The organism is Azospirillum sp. TSO35-2, from assembly GCF_003116095.1.
GTDB lineage: Bacteria > Pseudomonadota > Alphaproteobacteria > Azospirillales > Azospirillaceae > Azospirillum.
In genome coordinates this window covers 1,177,243-1,196,995 of record NZ_LGRA01000008.1, presented here as the reverse complement: position 1 = coordinate 1,196,995, position 19,753 = coordinate 1,177,243, and the positions used below count along the sequence as shown (strand labels likewise).

15 protein-coding genes are annotated in these 19,753 nt (G+C 69.4%); 13 read left to right on the top strand and 2 right to left on the bottom strand.

Features of this window, described 5'->3' with window-relative positions; translation table 11 throughout:
• Positions 1-15 precede the first annotated feature (15 nt).
• From TSO352_RS06925 to TSO352_RS06865, 13 genes are all read left to right on the top strand, one after another.
• Entirely contained in the window at positions 16-1,254 is a 1,239-nt protein-coding gene (locus TSO352_RS06925) for an ABC transporter substrate-binding protein (protein ID WP_109106538.1), read from the top strand.
• A gap of 42 nt (positions 1,255-1,296) precedes the next feature.
• Entirely contained in the window at positions 1,297-2,166 is an 870-nt protein-coding gene (locus tag TSO352_RS06920) for a branched-chain amino acid ABC transporter permease (protein ID WP_109106537.1), read from the top strand.
• Complete coding sequence (locus TSO352_RS06915; RefSeq protein ID WP_109106536.1) at positions 2,163-4,751, top strand: branched-chain amino acid ABC transporter ATP-binding protein/permease; 2,589 nt, start codon at positions 2,163-2,165, stop codon at positions 4,749-4,751. Before TSO352_RS06920 ends, TSO352_RS06915 begins: the two co-directional genes overlap by 4 nt.
• The gene (locus tag TSO352_RS06910; protein WP_109106535.1) at positions 4,748-5,671 is read left to right on the top strand and encodes an NAD-dependent epimerase/dehydratase family protein; all 924 of its coding nucleotides are present in this window, start codon (positions 4,748-4,750) and stop codon (positions 5,669-5,671) included. Before TSO352_RS06915 ends, TSO352_RS06910 begins: the two co-directional genes overlap by 4 nt.
• A gap of 3 nt (positions 5,672-5,674) precedes the next feature.
• Positions 5,675-6,097 carry a cupin domain-containing protein gene (locus tag TSO352_RS06905; RefSeq protein WP_109106534.1) on the top strand — a complete coding sequence of 141 codons (423 nt, stop codon included), beginning with the start codon at positions 5,675-5,677 and terminating at the stop codon, positions 6,095-6,097.
• An 8-nt stretch (positions 6,098-6,105) separates the two neighbouring features.
• A complete protein-coding gene (locus TSO352_RS06900) occupies positions 6,106-7,062 on the top strand; it encodes an NAD(P)-dependent oxidoreductase (protein WP_109106533.1) in 957 nt (318 codons plus the stop codon).
• Positions 7,063-7,173: 111 nt separating this feature from the next.
• The gene (locus TSO352_RS06895; protein ID WP_109106532.1) at positions 7,174-7,884 is read left to right on the top strand and encodes an SDR family oxidoreductase; all 711 of its coding nucleotides are present in this window, start codon (positions 7,174-7,176) and stop codon (positions 7,882-7,884) included.
• Positions 7,881-9,620: an FAD-dependent oxidoreductase gene (locus TSO352_RS06890; RefSeq protein WP_109106531.1), complete on the top strand. Its 1,740-nt coding sequence runs from the start codon at positions 7,881-7,883 to the stop codon at positions 9,618-9,620. Before TSO352_RS06895 ends, TSO352_RS06890 begins: the two co-directional genes overlap by 4 nt.
• A 17-nt stretch (positions 9,621-9,637) precedes the next feature.
• Positions 9,638-11,083 carry an FAD-dependent tricarballylate dehydrogenase TcuA gene (tcuA, locus tag TSO352_RS06885; protein ID WP_109106530.1) on the top strand — a complete coding sequence of 482 codons (1,446 nt, stop codon included), beginning with the start codon at positions 9,638-9,640 and terminating at the stop codon, positions 11,081-11,083.
• Positions 11,067-12,248: a tricarballylate utilization 4Fe-4S protein TcuB gene (tcuB, locus tag TSO352_RS06880; RefSeq protein ID WP_109106529.1), complete on the top strand. Its 1,182-nt coding sequence runs from the start codon at positions 11,067-11,069 to the stop codon at positions 12,246-12,248. Before tcuA ends, tcuB begins: the two co-directional genes overlap by 17 nt.
• A gap of 433 nt (positions 12,249-12,681) precedes the next feature.
• Complete coding sequence (gene menD, locus TSO352_RS06875; RefSeq protein ID WP_247871939.1) at positions 12,682-14,490, top strand: 2-succinyl-5-enolpyruvyl-6-hydroxy-3-cyclohexene-1-carboxylic-acid synthase; 1,809 nt, start codon at positions 12,682-12,684, stop codon at positions 14,488-14,490.
• Positions 14,491-14,508: 18 nt separating this feature from the next.
• A complete protein-coding gene (locus tag TSO352_RS06870) occupies positions 14,509-15,765 on the top strand; it encodes an MFS transporter (protein ID WP_109106528.1) in 1,257 nt (418 codons plus the stop codon).
• 58 nt (positions 15,766-15,823) lie between these two features.
• Complete coding sequence (locus TSO352_RS06865; protein ID WP_109106527.1) at positions 15,824-16,315, top strand: cupin domain-containing protein; 492 nt, start codon at positions 15,824-15,826, stop codon at positions 16,313-16,315.
• A 148-nt stretch (positions 16,316-16,463) separates the two neighbouring features.
• Here the strand turns inward: TSO352_RS06865 and TSO352_RS06860 are convergent, their stop codons facing one another.
• Positions 16,464-18,317 carry a HAMP domain-containing methyl-accepting chemotaxis protein gene (locus TSO352_RS06860; RefSeq protein WP_247871938.1) on the bottom strand — a complete coding sequence of 618 codons (1,854 nt, stop codon included), beginning with the start codon at positions 18,315-18,317 and terminating at the stop codon, positions 16,464-16,466.
• Positions 18,318-18,607: 290 nt separating this feature from the next.
• Positions 18,608-19,582 (bottom strand): TRAP transporter substrate-binding protein, encoded by a 975-nt coding sequence (locus tag TSO352_RS06855; RefSeq protein WP_109106525.1) that lies wholly within the window; start codon positions 19,580-19,582, stop codon positions 18,608-18,610.
• Positions 19,583-19,753 lie beyond the last annotated feature (171 nt).

The window sequence follows — 19,753 nt, the reverse complement described above, 5'->3', positions numbered from 1 at the left end:
GCGGAGGATTACGCCATGAATGGGACCCAACCTGACAAACGATGTGCCCTGCGGTTGCTGGCCGGCATCGCGGCGATGACCACCATCGGGTGGGGAGCCGCCGCGACCGCGCAGGACACCGGCCCGATCCGCATCGGCCTGATCTATTCCAAGCAGGGGCCGGGGGCCTCCATCGGCGAATATCTCCAGCGCGGCAGCGCGCTCGCGGTGGAGCAGGCCGGCGGCAAGGTGCTCGGCCGGCCGATCGAGCTGGTCTGGCTCGACGAGCCCAACCCGCAGGTCTCGCAGCAGAACATGCAGCGGCTGATCGACGAGAACAAGGTCGTCGCCGTCATCGGCGGCAACTACTCCTCGTCGGCGCTGGCGATGATGAGCGTCGCCAACCGCGAAAAGATTCCGCTGATCCTGACCGGCGCCGCGGCCAGCGAGATCACCGGCAAGGATTGCAGCCGCTACACCTTCCGCACCCAGGCGACGGTGCCGGTGCAGATCGCCGGGCTGATGCCCTACGTCGCCAACCTGGGCAAGAAGATTTACTTCATCACGCCGTCCTACGCGTTCGGCCAGGACATCCTGCGTTCGGCGCGCGCGCAGCTTCCCGTCATCGGCGGGACAGAGGTCGGCGTCGACGAGGTGCCGGTCAACACAGCCGATTACTCGTCCTACGCCCTCAAGATCCGGCAGGCGCGGCCGGACGTGGTGATCGGCGGCCTCGTCGGCGGCGACTTCTCGAATTTCCTCAAGCAGTGGAACGAGATGGGGATGAAGGGCAAGATCCCATATGCCGCCGTCGCCGTGACGGACACCGATTTCTGGGACGTCGGCCCCCAGGCCTCGACCGGCATCTTCATCAAGCCCTGGTACTACAACAACCCGAAGAACACCGCCGCCGAGAAGGCGATGACCGCCGACTTCCAAAAGAAATACGGCAACCCGCCGTCCGACAAGACCTGGTCCGGCTGGATCGGGATGCGCGCCCTGCTGGAGTCGATGGAAGCCGCCAAGTCGGCCAAGGCCGGCGACATCGTCACCGCGCTGGAGGCATGGAAGAACACCGAGGGCCCCTTCCCCTTCTATTTCCGCGCCTGGGACCACCAGATGGTGCGGCCGGCCGTCATCGTTCAGGTCAAGAAGGACATCACCGACAAGTGGGACTATTTCGACGTCCTGAAGAACACGTCCGACACGACCGCCGATACGGAAAAGGCCTTCGGCACCAAGGAGCAGATCGGCTGCACGATGCCGCCGCTCTGACCCGCCTTTCGGCCCACGCATTCCCGAAGGTGGATCCCGGCCATGACCGATATTCTGGTGTCGCAAGTCGCAAACGGACTTGTCCTTGGTTTTCTCTACGTGGTGATCGCCGTCGGCCTGTCGATCACCTTCGGATTGCTGGGCGTGATCAACTTTGCGCACGGCGCGTTCTTCGCCTTGGGGGCCTATTTCGCCTGGCAGTTGTTCCATTGGTTCGGCTGGAGCGCGGTCGTCTTCGCGCCGCCTCTGGTCGGCTTGGTGGGCATGGCGGTGGAGGTGGCGATCATTCGCCGCCTCTACGGCAAGGAGCCGCTGCTCAGCCTGATCGTGACCTTCGCGCTGGCGCTGCTGATCGAGGCGGTGATCCGCGTCGTCTGGGGGGCTGACGGCAAGCCGTTCAGCGCGCCGCCGGTCTTCGCCGGCATCGTCGAGTTCGGTCCGCTGCTGATCACGAAATACCGCGTCGCCGTGCTGGGGGCGACGGTGGCGACGCTGCTCGGCCTGTGGGCCTTCCTCGCCTGGACACCCTACGGGCGCATCCTGCGCGCCGGCAGCCGGGATCCGGAGATGGTCGAGCTGCTGGGCATCAACCTGCCGCGCGTCCTGACCGCCGCCTTCGGCCTGGGCTGCGCCCTTGCCGCCATCGCCGGGGTGCTGGCGGCGCCGCTGTGGGCGGTGTCGCCGTCGATGTCGGCCAACGCCGTCATGCCCGCCTTCGTGGTGGTGGCGGTCGGCGGGCTCGGCTCCTTCCGCGGCGCCGTGGTCGCCGGGCTGGCGGTCGGCGTGGTCACCGCGCTGACGATCCAGTTCAAGCCCGAGGCGGCGGCGGCCTCAATGTACGTGCTGATGTTCGCGATCATGCTGCTGCGTCCGCGCGGCCTGTTCGGCGAGCGCTGGGAGCGTTTCGAATGACGACCCTTTCCTCCAAGATCGCCCGCGCGTGGAGCCACCCGATCGTCGTCCTGGCGGTGGTGCTGCTCGTCACCTCGGGCCTCGCCCTTCTGACCGGCATGCCGATCCAGCGCGTCACGCAGATCGCGATCTACACGCTGTACGGCGCCGGGGTGAATTTCCTGATCGGCTATCTCGGCCTCGTGCCGTTCGGTGCGTCCTTCTTCTTCGGCAGCGCCAGCTACGCGGTTGCGATCCTCGGCGGCATGGTGTCCGGCGGCAACGAGATCGTCGCCGTCATGATCGCGACGGTCTTCTCCCTTGCCCTCGCCCTGGTGGTCGGCGCGGTGATCCTGCGGCGGCGCGGCCTCTACTTCTCGCTCCTCACGCTCGCCTGCTCGCAGATCGCCTTCGAGATCGCCTTCAAATGGACCTCGGTGACGGGGGGCGAGAACGGCCTGCAGAACGTCGTGCGTCCGCTCTTCCCCTCGGCGAACGCCTTTCACGGCTTCGCGCTGGTGGTCGTCGTCGGCGTCATGTGGATCCTGTGGCGGATCGCCCACGCGCCGCTCGGCCGCGTCATGCAGGCGCTGCGCGACAACGAGCAGAGGGTGGCGAGCCTCGGCTACGACACCTACCGCACCAAGCTCGTGGCGGTGATCGTCGCCGGCGGCGCCATCGGCGTGGCGGGCGGCATGATGAGCCTGCTCCTCCAGGGCGTCTACGCCAACAACCTGAACTGGCAGCACGCCGGCGACCCGGTGCTGATGGCCGCGCTCGGCGGCGTGCACCAGTTTCTCGGGCCGCTGTGGGGCGCGACGATCTTCATCGTCCTGGAGGACCGCCTCAGCGCGGTGACGGAGAACTGGTGGCTGTTCTTCGCGCCGATCATCATCGCCTTCGCGCTCCTCTCCCACGAAGGGGTGCAGGGGATCTTCCAGCGCATCGTCGGCCGCGACCGCTGGACGCTGACGCGCTGGGGCATCCCGGACCGGCCGGCCAGCATCCCGCCCTACCGCCCGGCCGCCGCCGCGGACCAGGGCGACCCCTCGCGGCCGATCCTGACGGTTTGCGACCTGTCCAAGAGCTTCGGCTCCATCGTCACCCAGAGCGGCATCTCGCTGGAGGTGGGGCGCACCGGGCTGCACAGCCTGATCGGTCCCAACGGCGCCGGCAAGACGACCTTCTTCAACCTGCTGACCGGCGTGCTTCGCCCGGATGCCGGCAGCATCGCGTTCGACGGCCGCCCGATCGTTCACCTCGCCCCGCACCAGCGGGCCCGGCTGGGGATGGCGCGGTCGTTCCAGATCCTCAGCGTCTTCCCCAACCTGACCGCCTTCGAGAATGTCCGCGTCGCGGTGCAGGCGGCGGACCGGCGCTGGTACGGCCTGTGGCGCGACGCCCACGCGGACGAGGCCGCCAACCTGCGCGTCTGGTCGCTGCTCGACGCGGTGGGCCTCGCCGACCGCGCCGCCGAGATCTGTTCGGCGCTGTCGCACGGCGAGAAGCGCCTGCTGGAAATCGCGGTGTCGCTGGCGACGCGGGCCCGGCTTCTGCTGCTCGACGAGCCGCTGGCCGGGCTGGCGGAATCGGACCGCAAGATCGTCGGCGATCTGATCGTCCGCCTGGCCAAGTCGCACGCGGTCTTCCTGATCGAGCACGACATCGACCGCGTCCTGGCCATGTCCGACCGCATCACCGTGCTGCACCAGGGGCGGCTGATCGCCGACGGCAAGCCCGGCGACGTCGCCGGCCATCCGGAGGTGGTGTCCGCCTATCTCGGCAGCGCCCATGGCGCGGCTCCGGCCGCACCCGCCGCGCTCCCCCGCACCGCCGATCCGGCGCAACCGGCGGCCCGGCACGCCGAATACCGGCCGCTCCTCGAGCTGGCGGGCGTCCGCGCCGGCTATGGCGGCGGCACCGTGCTCGACGGCCTCGACCTCGTCGTCGGGGCGGGCGAGGTGGTCGCCCTTCTCGGTCGCAACGGGGTCGGCAAGACGACGGCGCTGCGGACCATCACCGGCGTCCTGCCCTCGACCGCCGGCAGCGTGCGCTTCGACGGCACCGACATCACCCGCCTGCGCCCCGACGCGATCAACCGCCTCGGCATCTCGCTGGTGCCGGAAGGGCGGCGGCTGTTCCCGAACCTGTCGGTGATGGAAAACCTGAAGCTCGCCGCGCGGCCGGGTGGGGCGTCGCTGGCGGAGATCTACGACCTCTTCCCCCGGGTCGCGCAGCGGCTGAAGTCGCGCGCCGAGCATCTGTCGGGCGGCGAGCGGCAGATGGTGGCCATCGCCCGCGCGCTGATGGTGCCGAGCCGGCTGATCCTGCTGGATGAGCCGTTCGAGGGCCTCGCCCCCGCCGTGGTGCAGGAGGTGCGGGCCGCGGTCGCCAAGCTGACGACGCGCGCCAGCCTGGTGATCGTCGAGCATCACGCCGAAAGCGTGCTGGCGATGGCCGACCGCGCCTATGTGCTGGTCAACGGCCGTGTCGCCTACGGCGGCGGCGCCGCCGACCTCGCCGCCGACCAGGCGCTGCAGGAACGGCTGCTCGGCATCGTGCAGACGACCGACGCCCCGGCACGGACCCGGAGTGCAGGACGATGAGCCGAATCCTGGTGACCGGCGCCGCCGGTCTTCTCGGGCGCCACGTGGTGCGCGACCTCACCGCCCAGGGCCATGCCGTGCGCGGCCTCGACCGCCGCGCCGGCGAGGAGCCTGCGGAATGGGTGGTCGGCGACGTCACCGACCCGGCGCTCGTCGCCGCGGCGATGGCCGGCGTCGACGCCGTCTGCCACATCGCTGCCGTGCCGAACATCTGGTCGGGCGACGGGCAGGCCATCATGCGGGTGAACCTGCTCGGCACCTACACCGTGCTGGAGGCGGCGGAGGCGGCGGGCGTGCGCCGCATGGTCTTCTGCTCCAGCGATTCCGTCGCCGGCTACACGGTCCGCGAGGGTCGGATGCTTCCGCCCCGCTACGCGCCGCTCGACCTCGACCACCCGCTGCTCGCCACCGACCCCTATGCGGTGTCCAAGGTGCTGGGCGAGGGCATGGTGCGCGCCTGGGCGCTGCGCGGGATGTCGGCGGTGGCGCTGCGGACGGTCTTCGTGGCCTATCCGGAGATGGCGGCGGAGATCGTCGCCCGCGCCCGGGATCCCGACGCCTACCGCGGTCCGATGGCCGGCGGGCCGTCGGCGGCCGGCGGCGGGCCGCTGCACCACCACATCGACCCGCGTGACGTCGCCCGCGCCTTCCGCCTTGCCCTCGGCCTTTCGATGGCGCCGGGGGACTTCGAACCCTTCTACCTGTCGGCGCGGGTGACCCTGTCGCCGGAACCGACGCTCGACCGGCTCCGGCGGCTCCACGGCGACGCGGTCGTGGTCCGCGCGCCGGAGGTCTACGCCCGGGAACCCTTCGCCCCGCTCTACGACCTGACCCACGCCGAACGGCGGCTGGGTTTCGTCGCCGAACACGATCAGCGGCACCTGCTCGCCGGGTTGCCCGGCTTCGCCCAAGGAGATTGACCGATGAGCCTCGTTTCGCCCCCTGTCGATGCCTTCGCCGACGCGGCGGAGAACAGATACGCCGCCACCCGCAACCTGGGTGAGCTGCTGTGGACCCAGTATCCCGGCCACTTCAACCGCGCCCTGTCCAAGGCGATCGTGACGCCGCAGACCGTCGGCAGCCGCTTCTTCGACCACCGCATCTCCTCCTACGAACCCGGCGCCCACGTCGAATCCCACGTGCACGCCGTCCAGGAGCAGATCTACCACGTGCTCTCCGGCCAGGGCCTGCTGATCGTCGACGGCGAGCGCCGGCTGGTGCGCGCCGACGACGTCACCTTCATCCCGCCCGGCGTGGTGCACGAGTTCCACTGCACGGGCAACGAGCCGCTGGTGTTCCTGGTCATCACCAGCCCGCCGACCGACGAAGAGCCGCAACCCCGGTGAGGCCCGACATGCCCCGGAAAATCCTGGTCACCGGCGCCTGCGGCTGGCTCGGCGGCGCCATCGTCCGTGCCCTTCTCGCCCGCGGCGACACGGTCGTCGGCCTCGACCTCGCGGTCCCGCCGGCGATGGCCGCGCTCGCGGCCCGCGACCCCCGGCTTGCCGTCGAGGCGGCCGACCTCGGCGAATGGCACCGCGTGCTGCGGCTGTTCGAGACGCACCAGCCCGACGCCGTGATCCACGCGGCGGCCATCGTCGGCGTCACGCAGGCGGCGGACATCCCGCTCGCCGCCCTGCGCGTCAACGTCGAAGGCTCGGTCAACCTGTTCGAGGCGATGCGCCTGACGGGCGTGAGGCGGGTCGTCCACATCAGCACGGAGGAAACCTACGGCGACTTCCAGGCCCCGCTGATCGACGAGGACCATCCGCAGCGCCCGGTCAGCGTCTATGGCCTGACCAAGCTCGCGGCCGAGCATTACGGGCGCGTCTATTCCCGCAACCACGGGCTCGACTGCATCAACGTCCGGACCTGCTGGGTCTACGGGCCGCATCTGCCGCGCCTGCGCATGCCGCGCACCTTCATCGAGGCGGCGCTGCGCGGGGAACCCTTCCACGAACCGACCGGCGCCGACTTCGCCGTCGATCAGGTCTACATCGACGACACGGTCGCCGGGGTGCTGCTCGCGCTCGACAAGGACACCCACCGTTTCGACGCCTACAACATCGCGACCGGCGTCGCACCGACCCTGCGCGACACCGCCGAGGCGGTCAACCGCGCGGTTCCCGGCGCCCGGATCACCGTGGGCTGCGCCCCCGTCCACCGGCTGGGCGACACGCCGATCGTCAGCGCGGCCAAGGGCGCGCTCGACATCCGCCGTGCCGCGGCCGAGCTTGGGTACCGCCCTGGCTACGACCTGCAGAGCGGCATCGCGGCGACGGTTGCCGCCACCCGCGCCGGCCCGTCCTGACCGGGCTGCCGAGGTCCGACCACGCCCCCTTCCGACCACGCCCCTTCCGACCACGCGATGCGGCCACGCGCCGCGCCGCGACGCCCTGCACTGACCGTCGAGGTTCACGACATGACGAACGCTTCCCCCGTCGTCCTTATCTTTGGTGGCTCGCGCGGCATCGGCGCCGCCTGCGTCGAACTCTTCGCCGCCAACGGCTGGACCGTCGGCTTCACCACCACCGGCACGCCCAAGCCGTCCCCCCATGGCCGCGCCTATCAGGCCGACGTCCGCGACGCCGCCGCGGTCGCCGCCGTCTTCGAGCAGGTTCGCACCGACTTCGGTGCCGCGCCGCAGGCGGTGATCGCCAACGCCGGCATCAACGTGCCGCCGAACCCTGTCGGCACCTTCGACCCGGAGCATTTCCGGCAGCTGATGGAGGTCAACGTGGTCGGCGCCTTCAACGTGCTGGCCGAGGCGGCGCGCCGGGTTGCCGACGGTGGCGCCATTGTCGCCCTCACCACCTCGCTGGTCCGCCACGCCGTGCCCGGCGTCGGCCCCTACGCCGCGACCAAGGCGGCGGTGGAGTGCCTGGTGCGCTCGATGTCCAAGGAGCTAGCCGGGCGGCGCATCCGCGTCAACGCCGTCGCCCCCGGCCCGGTGTCCACCGACCTGTTCAACGCCGGCAAGACCGACGAGGCCAAGCAGCGCAGCGCGGCGATGAGCCCGCTCGGCCGGATCGGCCGGCCGGAGGAGATCGCCGAGGTGGTGCATTTCCTCGCCTCGGAGAAAGCGTCGTGGATCGACGGCCAGATCGTCCAGCCGAACGGCGGGATGGTATGAGCGACGCCGCCCCGGCATCGGCGTCCACACCGGCGTCCACATCGGCGCCGGCATTGGCGGACGAGGTCTGGGACGTCGTTGTCGTGGGCGCCGGGGCCGGCGGGCTGACCGCCGCCTGCGCCGCCGCGGCCGCGGGACGCTCCGTCCTGCTCCTCGAGCAGGGGGAGGTCGTCGGCGGCACCACGGCGATCTCCGGCGGCATGGTCTGGTTCCCCGCCAATCACAAGATGGCGGAGGCCGGGCGGCCCGACAGCCTCGACGCGGCCCGGACCTACCTTGCCCACACCGTGCCGGGGGCGGACCGGCGGCGGCTCGACGCGTTCCTGACCCACGCCGACGACGTCCTGCGCTGGCTGGAGACGCACACCGCCGTGCGGCTGAAGCCGGTGCTGACCTATCCCGACTACCAGCCCGACCTGCCGGGGGCGACGGCGGGCGGGCGGGTGCTCGAACCGGTCGTCTTCGACGGGCGGACGCTCGGGAGTGCCTTCGCGCTGGTCCGCGACCCGTTGCCGGAGTTCACGCTGTTCGGCGGCATGATGATCAGCCGCCAGGACATCCCGCACCTGCGGCGCGCCACCCGCTCGGTCCGCTCGGCCCTGCATGTGGCGCGGCTTCTGCTGCGCCATGGCGTCGAGCGCATGACCGCGCGGCGGGGGACCACGCTGTATCTCGGCAACGCGCTGGTCGGCCGGCTGCTGAAGTCGGTGCTCGACCTCGGGGTGACGATCCGCACGGGCGTCACCGCCGAAGGGCTGGCCGAGGACGGGACGGGCCGCGTCACCCGGATCCGGGCGTCCTCGGCCGGCGGGCGATGGGCGATCGTCGCACGGCAGGGGATCGTCCTGGCGACCGGCGGGTTGTCCCACGATCCGGAGCTGCGGCGGCGTTACGTCCCCGGCGCTGCCGGCGCGCTGACGGCCACCGTGGCGCCCGGCGCGGCGCCGCGCGGCGCGCGGTTGGCGGAGCAGGTCGGCGCCGCCCTGTCGGAGCCGACGACGGACGGGGCCTTCTGGGTGCCCGCCTCGACCTTCACCCGGCCCGGCGGAACGGCGGCGGTCTTTCCCCACACCGTCACCGACCGGGCCAAGCCGGGGCTGATCGCGGTCGGCCAGGACGGGCGGCGGTTCGTCAACGAAGCGGTCTCCTACCACGCCTTCGTGCGCCGACAGCTGGAGATGTCCGATCGCGCGGTGCCGGCTTGGCTTCTCTGCGACGCGCGCTTTTTGTGGAGCTATGGGCTCGGGAAAATCCGTCCCTTCACCCGGCGGATCGAGCCCGAGGTCGCCAGCGGCTATCTGAAGCGGGCGGCCACCGTCGCCGATCTCGCCCGACGCATCGGCGTTCCCGAAGCGGCGCTGGCCGACACCATCGCGACCTTCAACCGCGACGCCGCGCGGGGCGAAGACCCGGCGTTCGGCCGCGGCGGCGACGTCTACCAGCGCTCGCTCGGCGACGCCGACCGGCGACCCAACCCGTGCGTGGCGCCGATCGAGACAGCGCCCTTCTACGCGGTGGCGGTGCATCCGGCCGATCTCGGCATGTCGGCCGGGATCCGCACCGACGCGGCGGCGCGGGTGATCGGGACCGACGGCGCGCCGATCCCCGGCCTCTGGGCCTGCGGCAACGACATGGCCTCGGTCATGGAGGGGGCCTATCCGGGGCCCGGAATTACGCTGGGCCCGGCGCTGGTGTTCGGCTGGCTGGCCGGCCGCGGCGCGGCGGCCGGCGCATGACGGCAAGGGAAAAGGTCATGACGACGATCACGGAACCCGACATTCTCGTCATCGGCGGCGGCAACGCCGCACTCTGCGCCGCCCTGACGGCGCGGGAGGCGGGGGCGTCCGTGCTGCTGCTGGAGGCGGCACCGCGCGCCTGGCGCGGCGGCAACTCCATGCATGTGCGCAACCTGCGCTGCATGCACGATGAGCCCCAGGACGTGCTGGTCGAGGCCTACGGCGAGGAGGAATACTGGCGCGACCTCGAGAAGGTGACGGCCGGCAAGACCGACGAAGGGCTTGCCCGTTTCGTCATCCGGCATTCATCGCGCTGCCGGCCCTGGATGCGCCGGCACGGGGTGCGCTTCCAGCCGCCGCTGTCCGGCGCGCTGCATGTGGCGCGGACCAACGCCTTCATGATGGGGGGCGGCAAGGCGCTGGTGAACGCCTACTACCGCAGCGCGGCGGCGCTCGGCGTCGCAATCCGCTACGACACGCCGGTGGCGCGGCTGGAGCTTGACGGCGATCGCTTCGCGGCGGCGATCACGGAGTCCGGCGAGCGCATCGCCGCCCGCAGTTGCGTCCTGGCCTGCGGCGGCTTCGAATCCAACCTCGCCTGGCAGCGCGAAGCCTGGGGACAGAACGAGCGCGGCGAATGGCCGGCCGAGAACTTCCTCGTCCGCGGCACCCGCTTCAACCAGGGCACGCTCCTGAAATTCATGCTCGAGGCCGGCGCCGACCCCGTCGGCGACCCGACGCAGGCCCATTGCGTGGCGATCGACGCCCGCGCGCCGTTGTATGACGGCGGGATCTGCACCCGCATCGACTGCGTCTCGCTGGGGGTCGTCGTCAACCGGGAGGCCGAACGCTTCTACGACGAGGGCGAGGACTTCTGGCCCAAGCGCTACGCGATCTGGGGACGGCTGGTCGCCGGCCAGCCCGGCCAGACCGCATGGTCGATCATCGACCGCAAGGCGGTCGGCCGCTTCATGCCGCCGGTGTTCGACGGGACCCGCGCCGACACGCTGGCCGACCTCGCCGGAAAGATCGGCCTCGACGTCGCCGCCTTCACCCGGACGCTCGGCGCCTACAACGCGGCCTGCCGGCCGGGGACGTTCGATCACACCGTGCTCGACGATTGCCGCACCGAGGGTCTCACGCCCGCAAAAACCCACTGGGCGCTGCCCATCGACACGCCGCCGTTCTTCGCCTATCCGCTCCGGCCCGGAATCACCTTCACCTATCTCGGCCTGAAGACCGACGTGACCGCCGCGGTCGGGTTTGGCGGCCGGCCGAGCGGCAACCTGTTCGTGGCCGGCGAAATGATGGCCGGCAACGTGCTGGGGCAGGGCTACACGGCCGGCATCGGCATGAGCATCGGAACGGCGTTCGGGCGGGTCGCGGGAGCGTCCGCGGCGCGCGCCCTTGGGCGCATCCACCCGGCATTCGAAGAGGAGTTCGCCTTTGCAGCAGCCCGCTGATCGACCCGCGCCGGCGGCGTCCGCCCCTCTCCCGACCGCTGCCGAGAGCGAGGCCGCCCGCATCCTGCGGATTTGCAACGCCTGCCGCTATTGCGAGGGGTTCTGCGCCGTCTTTCCGGCGATGACCCGGCGTCTGGAGTTCAACAAGGCCGACCTCCACCACCTCGCCAACCTCTGCCACAACTGCGGGGCCTGCCTCCACGCCTGCCAATACGCGCCGCCGCACGAATTCGCCGTGAACGTGCCGCGTTCGCTGGCCGAGGTGAGGGTGCAGACCTACCGCGACTACGCCTGGCCGCCCGCCTTCGGCCGGCTGTACGAACGGGCGGGACTGACGACGGCGCTGGCGTTGGCCGGCGGGCTTTCGCTCTTCCTGCTCCTTGCGCTGGCGGTGGGCGGCGGCCTGTCCTATGGCGGCGGTGACGGCCGGTTCTACGCCGTCTTCCCGCACAACCTGCTCGCCGGCCTGTTCGGCGCGGCCTTTCTGTTTGCCCTGTTCGCCCTGGGAATGGGAGTGGCGCGTTTCTGGTCGCGGGTGTCGCCGGCGGCGCTGGCCGACGCCCGCGACCGCCCGATGATCGGCCGTGTTCGCGCGCCGGCCGTCGCCGAGGCCGCCACCGCCGCCGCGACCCTGCGCTATCTCGGTGGCGGCCATGGCGAGGGCTGCAACGAGGAGAGCGACCGCTTCACCCTGGCGCGGCGGTACTGCCATCACCTGACCGCCTACGGCTTCCTGCTGTGCTTCGCCTCCACCGGCGTGGCGACGCTTTACCATTACCTGTTGTCGCTGGAGGCCCCCTACGCCCTGACGAGCCTTCCCGTGATTCTGGGCGTGCTCGGCGGCGTCGGGCTTCTGGTCGGGCCGGCGGGGCTGCTTTACCTGAACCTGCGCCGCGATCCGGCGCACGGCGACCCCGCTCAGCACGCCATGGACCGCGGCTTCATCGCCCTGTTGCTGGCGGTTGCCGCCACCGGGCTGGCGCTGCTGGTCTTTCGGGAGACGCGCCTGATGCCGGTCTGGCTTGCCGTCCATCTCGGGACGGTGATGGCGTTCTTCCTGACCATGCCCTACGGCAAGTTCGCCCATGGGGTCTTCCGGGCCGCCGCCCTGCTGAAATTCGCCATCGAAAAGCGCCTGCCGAACCGTCTGGAGGTCGGCGACTGACGGGGAGAGCGCGCGGCGGCGATGCCCGGCCCGAGGACGTTGCCCGGGCGGCGTGTCCCTCCTCGGACCGGCATCCGGGGAACCCGGCGCGGTCACCGCGGCCTCGCCACCGCCCCAGCTGCGCGCGCCATGCCGCGACGATTGGAAACGGCTCATCATCCACAACCTGGAGTGCAATTATCCCAAATTGTTGGAAGATCGAGTATTCCCATTGAAGTTGCGGAAGCGAGCTGAACTAACCTATTCTGAACTTGCGTGGCCTCAATGTCATGCTATGGTGTTCAAAATGGGGGCTGAGGTGAGCAATACAGTTGAATTGGTTGGGCGCTCCACCAGTGATGATGCGGCGCAGGCCGCGCAGGGAGTTGTGTCAGCGCCGCCGCCCACAGCCCCGGTGCCGGCGGAGGTCGACAACACAACCTTCCGCGGGATTGTGTCCGGCGACGCGGAGCTGAACTTCACCTGGTCGGCCTTCCTGATCGATTCCCTGGTGGAGGCTGGCTGCACGCACGCCGTGATGTGTCCGGGCGCGCAGATGGCGCCGCTGGCGCTTGCCTGCCGCGCCAACCCAAAGCTGAAGGTATCGGTCGTCATCGATGAACGGTCGGCCGGCTTTTTCGCCCTCGGCCTGTCGAACGTGACGCAAAAGCCGACCATCCTGGTCTGCACATCCGGGTCGGCGGTGGGACAGTTCTATCCCAGCGTCATGGAAGCCAACTACGGGATGATCCCGCTGATCATCATCACCGCGGATCGTGCCCCCGAGAACCAGGACCGGAGTTCCGCGCAGGCGATCGACCAGATCCGCGCCTTTGGCCAGCATGTGCGGGCGTCCCACAACATCCAGCTTCCCGACGCAAGCATCGACTCGCTCTCGCCGCTCGTCTCCCGCATCTACGAGCAGGCCACGGGCGCCACCCCGGGCCCGGTGCATGTCAACCAGGCGTTCCGCGACCCGCTGGTCGCGCAGATCCGCAGGAAGCGCCCGGTTCCCACGCCGCCGGCGGTCACCACCCCGACCCTCACGGTCAACGAGGCCCACGCCCGCCGGCTTGCCGGGAGTCTGGCCGGACGCCCCGGCGTGATCGTCTGCGGCGCCGGCGGGATCGACGAGCCGGGCTTCCCGACCGCCATCTACGAGCTGTCGCGCCGGCTCGGCGCGCCGATCATCGCCGACCCCTTCAGCAACCTGCGTTTCGGCGCCCCGAGCGACGTTCCGGTGATCGCGCGCGCCGATTCCTTCCTGAGGGCGACGCGCTTCACCGACACCCACAAGCCGGAATGGGTGATGAACTTCGGCGGTCCGCCGATCTCCAAGCCGGTGCTGACCTACCTCCAGAACATCAACTGCACCGACTACATCGGCGTCGACCCGACCACCAAGTGGCAAGACCCGATCCTGCGCATGACCGAGATCGTGCGCGCCAGCCCCGAAGCCCTGTGCAAGGCGCTGGTCGCGTCCGGCGCCCTCCGTCCCGCCCCGGCGGCCTGGGTGCAGTCCTTCGTCGCCTGCGACACCTACATCGACGGCCTGTCGCGCACCGCCTTCGACACGATGTTCTGGGAAGCGCCAATCCTGCGGCGGATGGTCCAGGCGACGCCCGATGGGGCGGTGTTCTTCTGCGGCAACTCCATGGCCGTCCGCGACGCCGACAGCTTCTCCGGCCGGACCGACGCCCGGCTGCGTCTCTTCGCCAACCGCGGCGTGAACGGCATCGACGGCTCCATCGGCACGCTGGTCGGCATCGCGGCGGCGCAGCGCCCGATGAAGACCCTGTCGGTCATCGGCGACATGGCCTTCTCGCACGACGTCGGCAGCCTGCAGCTCGCCGGCGATCTGAACATCGTGCTGGTCGTCCTGAACAACGGCGGCGGCGCCATCTTCGAATATCTGCCGATGGCGAAGACGCCGGAGGTCATGGACTTCATCGCCCCCCCGACGCTGAACATCGGCCTCGCGGCCCAGGCCGCCGGCTGGCGGACCTGGCGGGCCGACGACCTTGCCGGTTTCAACGGCGCGCTGGAGGAGGCGATGGCGGCCACCGGTCCGTGCCTGATCGAGGCGGTCATCGATCGCAAGGAGAGCGTGCGCCAGCACAAGCTGTTCTGGGGTGCCGCCGAGGGCATCAACGCCATCATCCGGCTGCGCGGGCCCGAGGGCATGACCATCACCTTCGGCGTTCCGCAGATCACCGAATCCGACAAGTCGAGCGTCGAGTTCGACCCGAACGTCAACGACTGATCGCGCGACACGGATCCCATGGACGGTCATCAACCCGAAAAAGCGCGCGCGGCGAAGGAGGACCACCGGGCCGAACCCGCGTCTTCCACCCGGTCACCCCCTCTCCCGATCCTGCCGCGGGAGCGGGCGGCGATCTTTCTCCTCGGGTTCGCGGCGTTCCTGCCCCTCTACGCGCCCCAATCGGTCCTGCCGCAGCTGGCCAGCAGCTTCTCGGCCAGCCCGGCGGAGACCGGGGCGGTGATCGGCGCGACGACGCTCGCCGTCGCCCTGTCGGCGCCGTTGGCCGGGCCGCTGACCGACCGTTTCGGCCGCAAGCGCTCCATGCTGGCGGCCATCTCCACCCTGGTGCCGCTGACGCTTCTGCTGACGCTGTGCGGCACCCTCGACGAGTTGCTCGCCGTCCGCTTCGCCCAGGGCATCGTGCTGCCGGCGCTGTTCACCGGCGCGGTGGCCTACATCGGCACCCGCTGGGACGGCGCGCGCGGCGCGTCGGTCACGGGCATGTTCGTGACCGGATCGGCCATCGGCGGGTTCGCCGGGCGGTTCGTCTCCGGCCTGCTCGCGGATCTCGCCGGCTGGCAGAGCGGCTTCGCGGCCCTGGCCGTGGTTTCCGCGCTGTGCGCGGTCTTCGTCGCGCTGTGGCTGACACCGGACACCGCGCGCCAGACCGGGTCGATCCTGTCCAACCTTCGGGGCATGCGGGAGCATCTCCGTGATGGCCGGATCCGGGCTGTGAGCCTGTGCGGCGGCACCGTGCTGTTCTCGATGACCGGATGCCTGTCCTACCTCGGGTTTCATCTGGCGGCCCCGCCCTTTGAACTGACGGCGGCGGGGATCGGCCTCGTCTTCCTGGTCTATCCGCTCAGCGCCACCGCTCCACTCGTCAACAGTCGGCTGCTGCACGCCCTGGGGACGGGCAACGCCTATCGCGTGGCCTTCGGCGTCTGCATGGTCGGGCAACTGCTCCTTTTGCTGCCCCACCTCGCGGCCGTGGCCGTGGGAACCGGCATCTTCCTCGGCGGCGTGTTCCTGTGCCAGTCGCTGGCGCTCGGCTATGTGGGCCGGGTGGCGACGACGAACAAAGGCGCGGCCGCCGGTCTTTACGTCTGCTGCTTCTACCTCGGTGGCAGCCTCGGCGCCATCGCGCCCGGACTTCTGTGGAAGACCGCAGGGTGGCCCGGATGTGTCGCCCTGGTTCTTGCCGCCCTTTCACTGGGCGCCCTCATGTCCCTGGCGATGCGCGAGGGGAGTCGCACCGCTGCGGACCCGGCCTGAGTTCCAGAGCCGGAAGCGCCCTGTCCAACCCTCCTCCCACGGATGAGAGAAGCGCGCCATGGTCACTTTCATGAAACACCGGCAGAGCGTCGACGCAGCCGACCTGCGCCGCCGGCTGCGTCCTTGCGGCCTTTTGCTCGCCGCCGGCCTGCTGGCGGGATCGTCGGCTCTGGCCGAGACGACCGAAGCGGTCAAGCCCCCGCCGACGCCCCAGTCCTGGATCCTGCTGCAGTCGACGACCCACAGCAACGGGGTCCCGATCGTCTATCCGACGGGAACGCCGCAGGTGACGGTGCGCATCACCGAAATCCCGCCGGGCGTGGACACCGGCGTCCACAACCATCCCATCCCGCTGGTCACCTACATGCTGGCGGGCGAGCTGACCATCCGGGGCGTGTCGGGCGCCGTCCATGTGTACAAGGAGGGCGACGCCTTCGTGGAGACGGCGGAATTCCACCACGGGGCCAACGAGGGGAAGAAACCGGTCCGGCTGCTTGCCGTCTACGCCGGCGAAGTCGGGGCGCCGCTGTCGATCAAGCCGCCCCAGTAAGGCTTTTCACGGAAGAACGCCGACGGCGCCGGAACTGGACAAATCCCGTTCCGGCGCCGCGACGTTTTTGACGGATGGTCCTGGCGGGGTGATCGCGTCGGCGGAAATTGCGGGGTGCCTTCGGCAGCACCCCGGCCATTCGCCGGCGTCAGGACGCCCGGATGCGGTCGGTGAAGGAGTTCACTTCGTCCTTCAGCAGCGACGTCTGGTGGCTCAGCGTTCCCGAGCTTTCCAGGAGCGATTCGGCGGAGCTGCCGGCATCCGTCGCCTTGTGGAGCACATGGGTGATGGAGCTGGCGACTTCCGTGGTGCCCAACGCCGCCTGACGCAGGTTCTCGCTGATTTCCGTCGTCGCCTGGAATTGCTGCTGCACCGCCCCCGAGATGCTCATGGCGATGCTGTCCATGCGGTCGATGGTTTCGCCGATCCGCTTGATGGCGTTCACGGCGCTGAAGGTGGTCGACTGGATGGCGTCGATCTGCACGCTGATCTCGCCGGTCGCGACGGTGGTCTGGTTGGCCAGCGCCTTCACCTCGTTGGCGACCACGGCGAAGCCCTTGCCGAACTCGCCGGCGCGGGCGGCCTCGATCGTCGCGTTCAGCGCCAGCAGGTTGGTCTGTTTGGCGATGTTCTCGATCATGTGGACCACATCGCCGATGCGGCCGGCCGCTTCGGCCAGTGCCGAGACGACCCCGTTGGTCTTGCGCGCCTCGTTGACCGCGTCGCGGGCGATCTCGGTGGACTGGGACGCCTGATTGCTGATGGCGGCAACGGAACGGGACAGCTCCTCCACCGCCTCCGACACCATCTTGACGTTGATGCTCGCCTCTTCGGTGGCGGAGGCGCCCTGGGTGGCCAGTTCGACCGTCTGTTCGGCGACGTCGGCGAACAGGCGGGCGTTGGTCTCCACCGCCTCGGCCTCGCGGATGACGAGCTGAACCACGTCCATGACCGTGCCTTCGAAATTCTCGGCCAGGTTGTTCATGGTCTCGCGCTTTTCCGTCTCGTTGCGCTGCCGCTGCTCCTCCTGCGCGTTGCGCATCCGCTCCATGTGGATGGCGTTTTCCTTGAACACCTGGACCGCTCGGGCCATGTCGCCGACCTCGTCCCGGTTCCCGGTGGCCGGGATGTCGATCGAGGTGTCGCCTTTGGCCAGCACGCTCATGGCCGTCGTCATGCTGCGGACCGGACGGACGATCGATCGGGCGATCAGCAGCGCGAAGATGATGCCGGCGAGCACCGCGATGACGGGCGTGACGACGGCCTGGCGCCAGCTGGCGTCGAGGGCCTCGGCGGCGCGCGACTGGGTCTGCGCCTGCATGTCCGAGAAGGCGGTGACGATGCTGCGGACGATGCGTTCCAGCTCGGCCAGGATGTCGCGGATCCGGACCTGCGATTCGATCAGCGTCTGGCTGCCGCCGACGGCGTCCTCCAGCCCCTTGGTGAAGGTGACGAGCTGCGGCTCCATGGAGCCGAGGAAGCGCAGCAGGCGCTTGTTCGTGATGATCGTCTTGGCTTCCTGGATCGTGTCGCGCAGGCGCGCCAGCTCGCCCTTGGCGGAATCGGCGTCGTTGGGATCGAAGGTGGTGAAATAGCGGGCGGCCGCCATGCGGGTGGCCTGAAGCGCCTGCTGCAGGCGCAGCGCGGCCTGAAGCGCCGGCGCTTCCCCGCTGTTCTGCGTGCCCTCCACCAGGGCGACGGCGGTGGTGTTCAACTGGGCGCCGACCAGGAAGGACTGGCCGACGCCCTCGCGGCGGCGGGTGACCGCTCCGACGGTGTCATCGAAAGCGGCGCGGTAGTTGGCCGCGGCCTTCTGCAGGGCGCTGATGCTGGCCCGGTCCGCCGTCGATTCCGTCAGGGCATCGGTTTCGCCGATGGCGCGCACGAACACATCCACTTCCTTGCGCGCGCTGTAGAGCTCGGCCTCGGATTGGGACGCGATGTAGTTCAGGACCGCCCGGTCCATATGCTCGCTTATCTCGACGAGGCGAGCCGTGCTCATGGCGTTGTGACCGACGGCCATGACCCGTTCAAGTTCGCCGCGGATGGTGTCGACGTTGTTCACAAACTGAACGCCCAGAAATACGATCAAGGCGATCGAGGCCATGAAACCTGCGTAGATTTTCTGCGAGATCTTCATGTGCGAGGCCAAACGAAACATGCGGACACCCGTTGTGAAAAACGTCGGTTGGACGTTGGGCGCGAGATCGCGTCAGGGAGGCGGGAAAAGCGCAGAGGGGTGAGATGTCCGACCCCGGCGAATTCCCCGCCATCGGTACCAAGGCGTGCCGGTTACTTGGCGTTCTTGATCGCCAGGATCTTCTCCATCGTGAACTTCTTGGCGGCTTCCTTGTAGAAGGGTTCAAGAGCCGTCTCGAACGCTGCGCGATCGAAGTCCGTGGTGATGGTGATCGGCGTCGTCTTGAGGGTGTTCATGCCCTCGCGGTCGCGGCTGCGCACGTACTCGCGCGAGGCCTTGCCGCCGGCGCGGGCCGCTTCGATGAAGGCGGTCTTCAGCTCGGGCGACAGCTCGTCGAAGAACTCCTTGTTGATCAGGAAGACGCCCGGCGAATAGGTGTGCTTGCTGATCGTGATGTGGCTCTGCACCTCGTACAGCTTCGAGCCGACGATGGTGGTGACCGGGTTCTCCTCCGCTTCCGCCTGACCGCTCTTCAGGGCGGGATACAGCTGCGCGAACGGCATGGTGAAGGGCTCCGCCCCCAGCGTCAGGAAAGCCTGCTTGTACAGCTCGCTCTCCGCGATGCGCATCTTCATGCCCTTCAGGTCGGCCGGAGTCTTGATCGGCCGCAGCGAGTTGGTGAGCTGCCGGAAGCCGTTCTCGGCCCAACCCAGCGCAACCGTGCCGGTGTCCTTGAAGGAGTCGAGGAGGGCCGCGCCGATGGGGCCGTCCAGGACCAGATCCGCGTGCGCCTCGTCCCGGAACAGCAGCATCAGGTCGAGGATGCCCATGTTGGGATTGAACTGCGCCAGCGCCCCGCCCGACGACGACAGCACCATGTCGATGGTGCCAAGCTTCACGGCGTCCAGCATGGCCGGGCCGGACCCCAGCACGCTGGCCGGATGCTCCTCAAGCACATACTTGTTGTTCGTCCGGCGCTGCAGTTCCTCGTTCATCACGCGAACGGCTTCACTGAACTGCGAACCCTTCGGCAGCACGTGGCCGACCCGAAGCTTTTCCTGCGCCTGCACGCCGGCCGATGCCATCAGCAACGCCGCGCCGATCACCGCACCCCAAAACGCCCTCATAACGAGCCTCCGTCCGTGAACCGCTGAACCTGCATAAGAGTTGCAGCACCTATACCGCTTGGCAGTTGCAAAAGTAGAAAGTGTATGCTTTCAGGTCAAACCTATTTTAGCATCCAGTCGCGCTAAAACCCTCTACGCGAGAGCGATCAGTCATTTGTTACCGTTCAAAAC

Bases quoted from the DNA above. Each gene is read 5' to 3' on its own strand.
- TSO352_RS06925 (WP_109106538.1), top strand. From the start codon at position 16: ATGAATGGGACCCAACCTGACAAACGATGTGCCCTGCGGTTGCTGGCC.
- TSO352_RS06920 (WP_109106537.1), top strand. From the start codon at position 1,297: ATGACCGATATTCTGGTGTCGCAAGTCGCAAACGGACTTGTCCTTGGT.
- TSO352_RS06915 (WP_109106536.1), top strand. From the start codon at position 2,163: ATGACGACCCTTTCCTCCAAGATCGCCCGCGCGTGGAGCCACCCGATC.
- TSO352_RS06910 (WP_109106535.1), top strand. From the start codon at position 4,748: ATGAGCCGAATCCTGGTGACCGGCGCCGCCGGTCTTCTCGGGCGCCAC.
- TSO352_RS06905 (WP_109106534.1), top strand. From the start codon at position 5,675: ATGAGCCTCGTTTCGCCCCCTGTCGATGCCTTCGCCGACGCGGCGGAG.
- TSO352_RS06900 (WP_109106533.1), top strand. From the start codon at position 6,106: ATGCCCCGGAAAATCCTGGTCACCGGCGCCTGCGGCTGGCTCGGCGGC.
- TSO352_RS06895 (WP_109106532.1), top strand. From the start codon at position 7,174: ATGACGAACGCTTCCCCCGTCGTCCTTATCTTTGGTGGCTCGCGCGGC.
- TSO352_RS06890 (WP_109106531.1), top strand. From the start codon at position 7,881: ATGAGCGACGCCGCCCCGGCATCGGCGTCCACACCGGCGTCCACATCG.
- tcuA (WP_109106530.1), top strand. From the start codon at position 9,638: ATGACGACGATCACGGAACCCGACATTCTCGTCATCGGCGGCGGCAAC.
- TSO352_RS06870 (WP_109106528.1), top strand. From the start codon at position 14,509: ATGGACGGTCATCAACCCGAAAAAGCGCGCGCGGCGAAGGAGGACCAC.
- TSO352_RS06865 (WP_109106527.1), top strand. From the start codon at position 15,824: ATGGTCACTTTCATGAAACACCGGCAGAGCGTCGACGCAGCCGACCTG.
- TSO352_RS06860 (WP_247871938.1), bottom strand. From the start codon at position 18,317: ATGAGCACGGCTCGCCTCGTCGAGATAAGCGAGCATATGGACCGGGCG.
- TSO352_RS06855 (WP_109106525.1), bottom strand. From the start codon at position 19,582: ATGAGGGCGTTTTGGGGTGCGGTGATCGGCGCGGCGTTGCTGATGGCA.